The sequence below is a fragment of the Streptomyces mutomycini genome (assembly GCF_001700505.1).
Taxonomy (GTDB): domain Bacteria; phylum Actinomycetota; class Actinomycetes; order Streptomycetales; family Streptomycetaceae; genus Streptomyces; species Streptomyces mutomycini.
Window position 1 is genome coordinate 1 of the sequence record NZ_MAPV01000356.1, and the last position, 716, is coordinate 716.

Sequence of the window (716 nt, forward strand, 5' to 3'; positions counted from 1 at the left end):
GGTCGGCCGGCGGGCGGAAGTGCGGGGCGCGCTGGACGAAGACGGGAACGGGGCTGCCCGCTTCCGCGTCGGCGAGGAAGGTGGAGGCCACTCCTTTGCGGACGGCGCCGTGCCGGTTCTCGTAGCGGACGACGGAGACGGTGAGACGCACGAGGCCGGGGTCGCTGAGCGGGCTGGAGGATATGGAGTAGAGCCTCGGCCGGAGGCGTGTGAGGGCCCCGGTCCACTCGGCCGCGGTGGCGCGGGCGGAGTGTTCGGCGATGACGTCGACGGCCTGCCGGCCCCAGGTCCACTGAGCGAGTTCGCCCTTGTTGTCGGGGCGCAGGAGTTTCCTGAGGGTCCGGTCGTGGGTGCGCTCGGCGACCAGCCGCAGCAGTGCGGGAGTGATCCGCGCGATGTCCAGGTGACGGTGGAGTGCCTCGCCCAGGGGGACGGGGCCGAGGCCGGTCACGTCGACCGGGACCGCGGGGTCCAGTCCGGTGACGGCCAGCCATTCCGCAACGAGCGCGGGGCAGTTGAGCGCCTCCACGCCGAGGGCGTCACCCGCCTCGTACGTGAGTGGTACGGGGCTGTCCCGCGTGTCGAAGGTGAACTGGCGCACCTCTTTGGTGGCACCGGCGAGACTGAGCAGCTTGTTGCCCACGAGGCGCCCGGTCGCTGTGCGGCTCGCCCGGGCCGGGGCCGCGGAAGCCGCGACGGGGGCGGGTGGTCCGGAG

General features: G+C 73.2%; 1 protein-coding gene. It reads right to left on the reverse strand.

Annotation, left to right across the window (positions count from 1 at the left end; translation table 11 throughout):
* The coding region (locus tag BFF76_RS30435) for a flavodoxin domain-containing protein (protein WP_478078247.1) at window positions 1-716 on the reverse strand (716 nt) is incomplete at both ends.